The 8,835-nt window shown below is 45.0% G+C and carries 10 protein-coding genes; all 10 read left to right on the top strand.

The annotated features are described in order from the left end of the window. On the top strand, positions 1-872 hold an 872-nt coding region (locus tag CAG68_RS06210), incomplete at its 5' end, for a beta-ketoacyl-ACP synthase III (RefSeq protein ID WP_161440923.1). A 75-nt stretch (positions 873-947) separates the two neighbouring features. Continuing rightward, a complete protein-coding gene (fabD, locus tag CAG68_RS06205; protein WP_005387313.1) occupies positions 948-1,871 on the top strand; it encodes an ACP S-malonyltransferase in 924 nt (307 codons plus the stop codon). Between the two features lie 45 nt (positions 1,872-1,916). Next, positions 1,917-2,651, top strand: a complete 735-nt coding sequence (gene fabG / locus CAG68_RS06200; protein WP_031781117.1) for a 3-oxoacyl-ACP reductase FabG — start codon at positions 1,917-1,919, stop codon at positions 2,649-2,651. A gap of 246 nt (positions 2,652-2,897) precedes the next feature. After that, positions 2,898-3,131 carry an acyl carrier protein gene (gene acpP, locus CAG68_RS06195; RefSeq protein WP_004406112.1) on the top strand — a complete coding sequence of 78 codons (234 nt, stop codon included), beginning with the start codon at positions 2,898-2,900 and terminating at the stop codon, positions 3,129-3,131. Positions 3,132-3,224: 93 nt separating this feature from the next. After that, on the top strand, positions 3,225-4,475 hold the full coding sequence (gene fabF, locus CAG68_RS06190; protein ID WP_005372948.1) for a beta-ketoacyl-ACP synthase II: 1,251 nt from the start codon (positions 3,225-3,227) through the stop codon (positions 4,473-4,475). A gap of 107 nt (positions 4,476-4,582) precedes the next feature. Next, positions 4,583-5,398, top strand: a complete 816-nt coding sequence (gene pabC / locus CAG68_RS06185) for an aminodeoxychorismate lyase (protein WP_086046934.1) — start codon at positions 4,583-4,585, stop codon at positions 5,396-5,398. Continuing rightward, entirely contained in the window at positions 5,395-6,411 is a 1,017-nt protein-coding gene (gene mltG, locus CAG68_RS06180; protein ID WP_086046933.1) for an endolytic transglycosylase MltG, read from the top strand. The genes pabC and mltG overlap by 4 nt, the downstream gene beginning before the upstream one ends. Then, on the top strand, positions 6,408-7,040 hold the full coding sequence (gene tmk, locus CAG68_RS06175; protein WP_005387350.1) for a dTMP kinase: 633 nt from the start codon (positions 6,408-6,410) through the stop codon (positions 7,038-7,040). Before mltG ends, tmk begins: the two co-directional genes overlap by 4 nt. Positions 7,041-7,064: 24 nt before the next feature. Further along, on the top strand, positions 7,065-8,027 hold the full coding sequence (locus CAG68_RS06170; RefSeq protein ID WP_017821391.1) for a DNA polymerase III subunit delta': 963 nt from the start codon (positions 7,065-7,067) through the stop codon (positions 8,025-8,027). After that, a complete protein-coding gene (locus CAG68_RS06165) occupies positions 8,018-8,785 on the top strand; it encodes a TatD family hydrolase (RefSeq protein ID WP_005372957.1) in 768 nt (255 codons plus the stop codon). The genes CAG68_RS06170 and CAG68_RS06165 overlap by 10 nt, the downstream gene beginning before the upstream one ends. Positions 8,786-8,835: the final 50 nt, after the last annotated feature.

The raw sequence follows: 8,835 nt of genomic DNA, 5'->3' as shown, positions 1-8,835 counted from the left end.
ATACAAGTGATGAGTGGATCGTTGCTCGCACGGGTATTAAAGAGCGTCGAATTGCTGCAGAAAACGAAACTGTAGCAGACATGGCATTCTACGCAGCTGAAAACGCTATCGATATGGCGGGTATTGATAAAAACGATATCGACCTGATTATCGTAGCCACAACGAGCAGTAGCCATACTTTCCCTTCATCTGCGTGTCAGGTGCAGGCAAAGCTTGGCATTAAAGGTTGTCCAGCTTTTGACTTAGCCGCTGCTTGTTCTGGTTTTGTGTACGCATTATCTGTTGCAGACCAACATATCAAATCTGGTATGTGCAAAAACGTACTTGTGATTGGTTCAGATGCTTTGTCTAAAACGTGTGATCCGACAGACCGTTCAACCATTATCCTATTTGGTGATGGTGCCGGAGCCGTTGTCGTAGGCGCTAGCCAAGAGCCTGGCATTATCTCTACCCACATATACTCGGATGGTCAATTCGGAGAGCTTCTAAGCCTACCTGTACCTGTGCGGGGGCAAGATGCGGATAAATGGCTTCATATGGCTGGGAACGAAGTATTCAAAGTCGCTGTAACTCAGCTATCGAAACTAGTAAAAGATACGCTTGAAGCCAACAACATGCATAAGTCTGAACTAGACTGGCTAGTGCCGCACCAAGCGAACTACCGCATTATTTCAGCGACAGCGAAGAAACTTTCGATGTCACTAGACCAAGTCGTGATTACACTTGATAAACACGGCAACACATCAGCTGCAACTGTGCCAACAGCACTAGATGAAGCGGTACGTGATGGTCGTATTAAACGCGGTCAAACTCTGCTTCTTGAAGCGTTTGGCGGCGGATTCACTTGGGGCTCGGCCCTTGTGAAGTTCTAAGTTTCACAAGAATTCAAAATTTAAGGTGCACTTGGTGCATCTTATTTCTTTTTACTTTGCTTAAAGGAAAACAACATGAGCAAGTTTGCTATCGTATTTCCAGGTCAAGGTTCTCAAGCTGTAGGTATGCTTGCAGAACTAGGCGAACAATATGACGTGGTAAAACAAACATTTGCAGAAGCATCTGACGCACTAGGTTACGATCTATGGGCGCTTGTTCAAAATGGACCTGCAGAAGATTTAAACGAGACTTTCCGTACTCAACCAGCTTTGCTAGCTTCATCTGTTGCAATCTGGCGTGTATGGCAGGAACTTGGCTTAGAGCAACCAGCAAACCTAGCCGGTCACAGCCTAGGTGAGTACTCAGCACTTGTATGTGCGGGTGTTATCGACTTTAAAGAAGCCATCAAGCTGGTTGAATTACGTGGTCAACTTATGCAAGAAGCAGTACCAGCTGGTACTGGCGCAATGTACGCGATTATCGGTTTGGCTGATGATGCGATTGCAAAAGCGTGTGAAGACGCAGCGCAAGGCGAAGTGGTCTCTCCAGTAAACTTTAACTCGCCTGGTCAAGTCGTTATCGCTGGTAGCAAAGACGCAGTAGAGCGAGCTGGTGCGCTATGTAAAGAAGCTGGTGCGAAGCGTGCGCTTCCTCTTCCTGTTTCAGTACCTTCACACTGTGCACTTATGAAGCCAGCAGCGGAAAAACTTGCTGTAGCTCTTGAGTCTATCGAATTTAACTCACCACAGCTGCCAGTTATCAACAACGTTGATGTGGTTGCTGAGACAGATCCTGCAAAAATCAAAGATGCGCTTGTTCGTCAGCTACATAGCCCAGTTCGTTGGACTGAAACAGTTGAACTGATGCACGAACAAGGCGTAGAAAATCTTCTTGAGCTTGGTCCTGGTAAAGTTTTAACAGGTCTAACAAAACGTATCGTGAAAACGCTAACTGCAGCAGCAGTGAATGATATCGCATCGCTAGACGCTGCGAAGTAATCCATAAAGCGATAAATTTGCGATAAGAAAAGGAAACACAACATGATGAATCTAGAAGGTAAGATCGCGCTAGTTACCGGCGCAAGCCGTGGTATTGGCCGCGCGATCGCGGAACTTCTTGTCGAGCGAGGTGCTACGGTTATCGGTACTGCTACTTCTGAAAGTGGTGCGGCTGCTATCAGCGAGTATCTTGGTGATAACGGTAAAGGTCTAGCTCTTAACGTGACCGATGTCGAGTCTATCGAAGCGACACTAAAAACGATCAACGAAGAATTTGGTGTGATCGATATTCTGGTGAATAACGCTGGTATTACTCGTGACAACCTATTGATGCGTATGAAAGATGATGAGTGGAACGACATCATCGATACCAACCTAACGCCTATCTACCGCATGTCTAAAGCGGTTTTACGCGGCATGATGAAAAAACGTGCGGGTCGTATCATCAACGTAGGCTCTGTTGTTGGTACCATGGGTAACGCAGGTCAAACTAACTACGCAGCAGCGAAAGCGGGCGTGATTGGTTTTACTAAATCAATGGCTCGTGAAGTTGCGTCTCGTGGTGTAACAGTGAATACTGTTGCTCCTGGTTTCATCGAAACTGACATGACTAAGGCACTAAATGATGACCAACGTGCGGCAACTTTGTCGAACGTGCCAGCAGGTCGTTTAGGTGACCCACGTGAAATTGCATCAGCAGTAGTTTTCCTTGCTTCTCCTGAAGCAGCGTACATTACTGGTGAAACTTTGCATGTAAATGGTGGTATGTACATGGTTTAATGCGACAGTTTATGCAAAATAAGCTATTTTACATTGTGAAAAATAGCCTATAGTTGCAGTTAACTGTCATGAACTTGTCATGCTTATGCGCAAGATTTGTGCATGATTTAAGTCAAAAATGTATTGAAATTCGGTTAAATTCGCTAATTTTGTGGTTTGACCAGCAAGGACCCCCTTGCAACTTTCAATAGTTCGAATAAACTACGGAATCATCGCATTAGGCGAAATCTGTAAAGGAAAAGAAAAATGAGCAACATCGAAGAACGCGTAAAGAAAATCATTGTTGAACAGCTAGGTGTAGACGAAGCAGAAGTTAAAAACGAAGCTTCTTTCGTTGACGATCTAGGTGCTGATTCTCTAGACACTGTAGAATTAGTTATGGCTCTAGAAGAGGAATTCGACACTGAGATTCCTGACGAAGAAGCTGAGAAGATCACTACTGTTCAAGCTGCAATCGACTACGTAAACAGCGCTCAGTAATTAGCTCTCCCAGGCGGTCTCCTAGACCGCCTGTGTTCTTTCTAACTTCTTCTATCCTCTCATAGAAATATTCAATTCCCGGAGAATTATATCGTGTCCAAGCGTCGTGTAGTTGTCACTGGCATGGGTATGTTGTCACCGGTAGGCAACACAGTAGAATCATCTTGGAAAGCCCTGCTAGAAGGTCAAAGTGGTATCGTAAATATCGAGCACTTTGATACTACGAACTTCTCAACTCGTTTTGCAGGTCTTGTTAAAGATTTCGATTGCACAGAGTACATGTCTAAAAAAGATGCTCGTAAGATGGACCTTTTCATCCAGTACGGCATTGCAGCGGGTATTCAAGCTCTTGATAACTCTGGCTTACAAATTACCGAAGAAAATGCGGCTCGAGTTGGTGTTGCTATCGGCTCAGGCATTGGCGGTCTTGACCTTATCGAAACTGGCCATACTGCATTAGTAGACAAAGGCCCTCGCAAAGTTAGCCCATTTTTTGTTCCTTCGACCATTGTAAACATGGTTGCAGGTAACCTATCTATCATGCGTGGTCTTCGTGGTCCGAATATCGCGATTTCTACCGCATGTACTACTGGCCTGCATAATATCGGCCATGCAGCACGTATGATTGCCTACGGCGATGCAGATGCGATGGTTGCTGGTGGTGCAGAAAAAGCTTCTACGCCTCTTGGCATGGCTGGCTTCGGTGCAGCTAAAGCGCTATCTACTCGTAATGAAGAGCCTCAAAAAGCGTCTCGCCCATGGGATAAAGGCCGTGATGGTTTTGTTCTAGGTGATGGTGCTGGCATGATGGTGCTTGAAGAGTACGAACACGCGAAAGCACGTGGCGCGAAGATTTACGCAGAACTGGTTGGTTTTGGTATGTCTGGTGATGCTTACCACATGACTTCTCCAAGCGAAGATGGCTCTGGTGGTGCACTTGCGATGGAAGCGGCAATGCGTGACGCGAACATCACAGGTACCCAAGTAGGTTATGTGAATGCTCACGGTACATCTACTCCTGCTGGCGACGTTGCAGAAATCAAGGGCGTGAAACGTGCTCTTGGTGAAGAAGGTGCGAAGCAAGTACTTGTATCATCAACTAAGTCTATGACTGGTCACCTATTAGGTGCAGCAGGCTCTGTTGAAGCAATTATCACGGTTATGTCTTTGGTTGACCAAATCGTTCCACCAACGATTAACCTTGATGACCCAGAAGAAGGTCTAGACATCGACCTTGTGCCGCACACTGCGCGCAAAGTTGAAGGTATGGAATACGCTATCTGTAACTCGTTTGGCTTTGGTGGTACAAACGGTTCTTTGATCTTCAAAAAGTTCGCTGAGTAACACTATCTAACCTTATTTAGATAAGCGAAACTTGTATTCTAACGGCTCGATGCTTAGCATTGAGCCGTTTTGTTTTATTTGTTGTCTGCTAATTTGAAGGTACGTGAATGTTTTGGGTAAATGGAGTTCCGCAAACGCATGTAGAGCTAGGTGACCGCTCATTCCAATACGGTGATGGAGGCTTTACCACCATCCTGACCCAAAATGGAGAGTTGGTTTACTGGCAAGAACATACTGAGCGCATGAGTGCTTGCCTTGACGCTTTGAAGATCTCTTCACCTGACTGGGAAGTTGTGCATGATTGGGCAAGCAAAGCGGTTTTATCTGACGCACGAGCGGGGGTGAAGATTCACGTTAGCCGCGGTATTGGCGGGCGAGGGTATAGCCCTAATGGGATTGAAGGCCCTATCGTGACGATTTCCAATTTTGCGTTTCCTTCTCATTATTCATCTTGGCAAGAACAAGGTGTGGACTTGGGCGTTTGTAATACTCGTCTAGGGATTCAACCTTTACTTGCGGGACATAAGCACAACAACCGTTTAGAGCAGATTCTCGCCAAGGCTGAAATCGACAATACAGAGTTTGCAGATGCAATAACGTTAAATGTGCAAAACCATGTCATTGAAACTACAATGGCCAACCTTTTTTGGGTTAAAGGTAATAAAGTATTTACGCCGGAGCTGACCTTATCAGGCGTTACGGGCGTAATGCGTCGTAAGGTGCTTGAGTTACTTAAAGTAAGTCATATTGAAGTCATCGAGGGGCGTTTTATACTTCCAGATTTGCTGAGTGCTGACGAGGCTTTCATGTGTAACTCAATATTAGGTATCGCACCTATTCGCAGCATAGTGACATCGAACTCTAAGACTATATTTCCGATAGGAAAATTGACTCAACGACTGCAAGGGAATTTAACTACGTGATTAAAAAACTGTTGGCTTTTGTTGTGCTGATCGCAGTGATAGGCGCAGCAGCTGTTTTTTATATAATTTCACAGGCTAAACAATACGTTGAAAAGCCTATTCTATTGGAACAACCTCAGCTGTTTACTGTAGAAAGTGGTACAAGCTTTCATCATGTCATGCGCGCCTTAGTTGAAGATGAGGTGATTGAAACATCGGAGTACATCCGTTTAATTCCTCACTTATATCCAGAATTGTTGCAGGTGCGAGCGGGTACTTACCAACTTGAGCCTGGTATGTCGCTTTCGCAAACATTGGAGCATCTGAATACTGGAAAAGAATACCAGTTTGCGATCACTTTTGTTGAAGGCAGCCGCTTTTCTGAATGGGTAGATCAACTAAAAAGTGCTCCTTATTTAAAGCATGATTTAACCGATCTTTCAGAAAAAGAAATGGCTGCGAAGCTCGGAATTGAGAGAGAAAAGCTAGAAGGGTTGTTTTTAGCAGAAACCTACCATTACACAGCGGGTACGAGTGAAAGCCAGTTATTAAAACGAGCGCATCGAAAACTCAATAAAATACTGGACGCTAGCTGGGAAGCTCGTCAAGAAAAGCTGCCATTACAGGATAAATATGAAGCCTTGATTCTCGCGTCTATCATAGAGAAAGAGACGGCTATTGATTCTGAGCGTGAGCGCGTCGCTTCTGTGTTTATCAACCGATTGAACAAACGCATGCGGTTACAAACTGATCCGACAGTTATTTATGGTATGGGTGACGCCTACGATGGCAACATTCGTAAGAAAGATTTGCGTACGCCGACACCATATAACACCTATACCATCAATGGATTGCCACCAACACCGATTGCGATGGCTGGTGAAGCTTCCATTGAAGCGGCTTTGAATCCAGAAAGCAGCAACTATTTATATTTTGTAGCAAGTGGAAAGGGCGGACATGTATTCTCGAAATCCCTTGCTGAGCACAACCGTGCTGTTCGTGCCTATTTAAGAGAACTAAGAAAGAACAAATGATGAAAGCAAACTTTATTGTCGTTGAAGGCCTAGAAGGCGCGGGTAAAAGCACTGCGATTAAAACCGTTTTAGATACGCTAAAAGCGGCCGGTATTGAGGATATCGTAAATACCCGTGAGCCAGGAGGCACACCGCTAGCAGAAAAAATGCGCGCTCTGGTGAAAGAAGAGCACGAAGGTGAAGAACTTAAGGACATGACGGAGTTGCTTCTTCTGTACGCTGCACGTGTTCAGTTGGTTGAGAACGTGATCAAACCAGCTTTGGAAAACGGTCAGTGGGTGGTTGGTGACCGACACGATATGTCGTCGCAAGCTTATCAAGGTGGTGGCCGTCAGATTGACGCATCGTTAATGAAAAATCTCCGGGATACAACGCTTGGTGATTTTAAACCTGCTCTTACTCTCTATATGGACATTGACCCTCGTGTTGGGCTTGAGCGTGCGCGTGGGCGTGGTGAGTTAGATCGTATAGAGAAGATGGATATTAGTTTCTTCGAGCGTACACGTGAGCGTTATTTGGAGATTGCTCATGCCGATCCTTCCATCGTTATCATTAACGCAGAACAGACGATTGAAGGCGTGTCGCGTGATATTCGGGACGCTCTAAACGAGTGGCTAGCTCGTCAATAAGTGAAATGTAAATTTAGGTGACTCATGTTAAATGATTATCCATGGCTACAGCCAATATGGGATAACCTCAAAGTAGGGTTAGAGTCGGACAGAATACCAGGTGCGCTTTTATTACAAAGCGATCAGGGCTTAGGCATCGAAAAACTTATCGAGTTTTTTAGCCAAGCGCTTCTTTGCCAAAATTACGCGAGTGAAGCATGCGGTTTTTGTCATAGCTGCCAGCTAAATCAATCTCAAAACCACCCTGATTTACACTGGATCAAGCCAGAGAAAGAAGGAAAGGCGATAACGGTGGACCAAATTCGCGCTTGTAACCGTCTTGCTCAGGAATCATCTCAGCTTAATGGTTACCGCCTATTTGTAATAGAACCGGCGGACTCTATGAACGAGTCGGCATCGAATGCGCTGTTAAAGACGCTAGAAGAGCCTGGGGCAAAGTGCTTGTTTTTGCTCGTTACCCACAATCAGGAGCGTCTGCTCCCAACGATTCGTAGCCGTTGCCAACACTGGGTTGTTGCGCCTCCGTCAGCGGAACAAGCAATGCAATGGATGCACGAACAAGGGGCGAAGCAAGTTCCTGCTTATGCCTTAAAACTGAATATGGGCTCTCCAATAAAAACATTGGATGCGTTAAATAATGGTGATCTCGAAGCTTACTTGGCTTTTGAACGCAGTTTTATTAAGGCAATGTCTTCGCCTGTTTCAGACGTTTCTGAGTGTGCTTCTTTAATCGCTAAACACTCAGAGCAATCACTAGACTGGGCATGGTATTTACTGACAGATGCTCAGAAAGCGCAGTTTGGTGTATCAGAAGCTCAAATGCTTCCGGGCGCGACAAAGTTTCAACCGGACAACTATAACGGTTTGTACTCATCAGCGAAGGCGCTGATGAACCTGAAAGCTCAGGTGCAAGCCTTTCCTGGCCTGAACCTTGAGCTACTATCAATGAATTGGTTAATTGAATCACGAGAGGCATTATGTTCGTAGATTCTCATTGTCATTTAGACAAATTGAATTACGACGATCTCCACATCAATGTGGAAGACGTTATTAACAAAGCTAAACAAGCAAACGTAACTGAGTTACTTTCTGTTGGAGTAACGCTGGATTCTTTCCCGAAAATGATGGAAATGATCGAGCCTTATGACAATGTTTATGCTTCGTGCGGTGTGCACCCACTTGATGTTGAAAGCGACTTTTCGATGGACGTATTGCGCCACCATGCGTCGAATGCAAAAGTCGTCGCTATTGGCGAAACGGGTTTAGATTATCATTACAAGCCCGAAACGGCCGCGTTACAGAAAGAGCGCTTTGAGCAACACGTTGATCTTGCAGTGGAGCTCAACAAACCTTTAATTATCCATACCAGAAACGCACGTGCGGATACTCTAGATATTTTGCGTAAGGGTGGGGCAGAGAAATGTGGTGGTGTTATCCACTGTTTTACAGAAGATCTTCCATTTGCTGAAGCTGCACTGGAGCTGGGGTTTTATATTTCTATCTCGGGGATTGTTACTTTCCGTCAAGCTACAGAGTTAAAAGAAGTGGTGAAGACTCTACCTTTAGAGAAGCTTCTTATTGAGACAGATTCTCCTTACTTGGCTCCTGTTCCCCATCGTGGCAAAGAGAATCAACCCGCTTACGTTGTCGAAGTCGCTTCTTATATTGCGCAACTCAAATCGTGCTCTCTTTCTGAAGTGGCACAAAAAACCACCGAAAACTTCCGAAATCTTTTTTTGCGATGAAAAAATAATAAGAGCATAAAAAAGGAGCTTAGGCTCCTTTTTTGTTGATA

It is taken from the genome of Vibrio sp. V42_P2S4T144 (genome assembly GCF_009904715.1).
Taxonomy (GTDB): Bacteria; Pseudomonadota; Gammaproteobacteria; order Enterobacterales; family Vibrionaceae; genus Vibrio; species Vibrio alginolyticus.
Note: the sequence above shows the minus strand (reverse complement) of the source record. Positions and strands in the feature narration are given on the sequence as shown.

Excerpts from the sequence above, each read along its gene's own strand:
- fabD (WP_005387313.1), top strand. The coding sequence starts at position 948 with ATGAGCAAGTTTGCTATCGTATTTCCAGGTCAAGGTTCTCAAGCTGTA.
- fabG (WP_031781117.1), top strand. The coding sequence starts at position 1,917 with ATGAATCTAGAAGGTAAGATCGCGCTAGTTACCGGCGCAAGCCGTGGT.
- acpP (WP_004406112.1), top strand. The coding sequence starts at position 2,898 with ATGAGCAACATCGAAGAACGCGTAAAGAAAATCATTGTTGAACAGCTA.
- pabC (WP_086046934.1), top strand. The coding sequence starts at position 4,583 with ATGTTTTGGGTAAATGGAGTTCCGCAAACGCATGTAGAGCTAGGTGAC.
- tmk (WP_005387350.1), top strand. The coding sequence starts at position 6,408 with ATGATGAAAGCAAACTTTATTGTCGTTGAAGGCCTAGAAGGCGCGGGT.
- CAG68_RS06170 (WP_017821391.1), top strand. The coding sequence starts at position 7,065 with ATGTTAAATGATTATCCATGGCTACAGCCAATATGGGATAACCTCAAA.
- CAG68_RS06165 (WP_005372957.1), top strand. The coding sequence starts at position 8,018 with ATGTTCGTAGATTCTCATTGTCATTTAGACAAATTGAATTACGACGAT.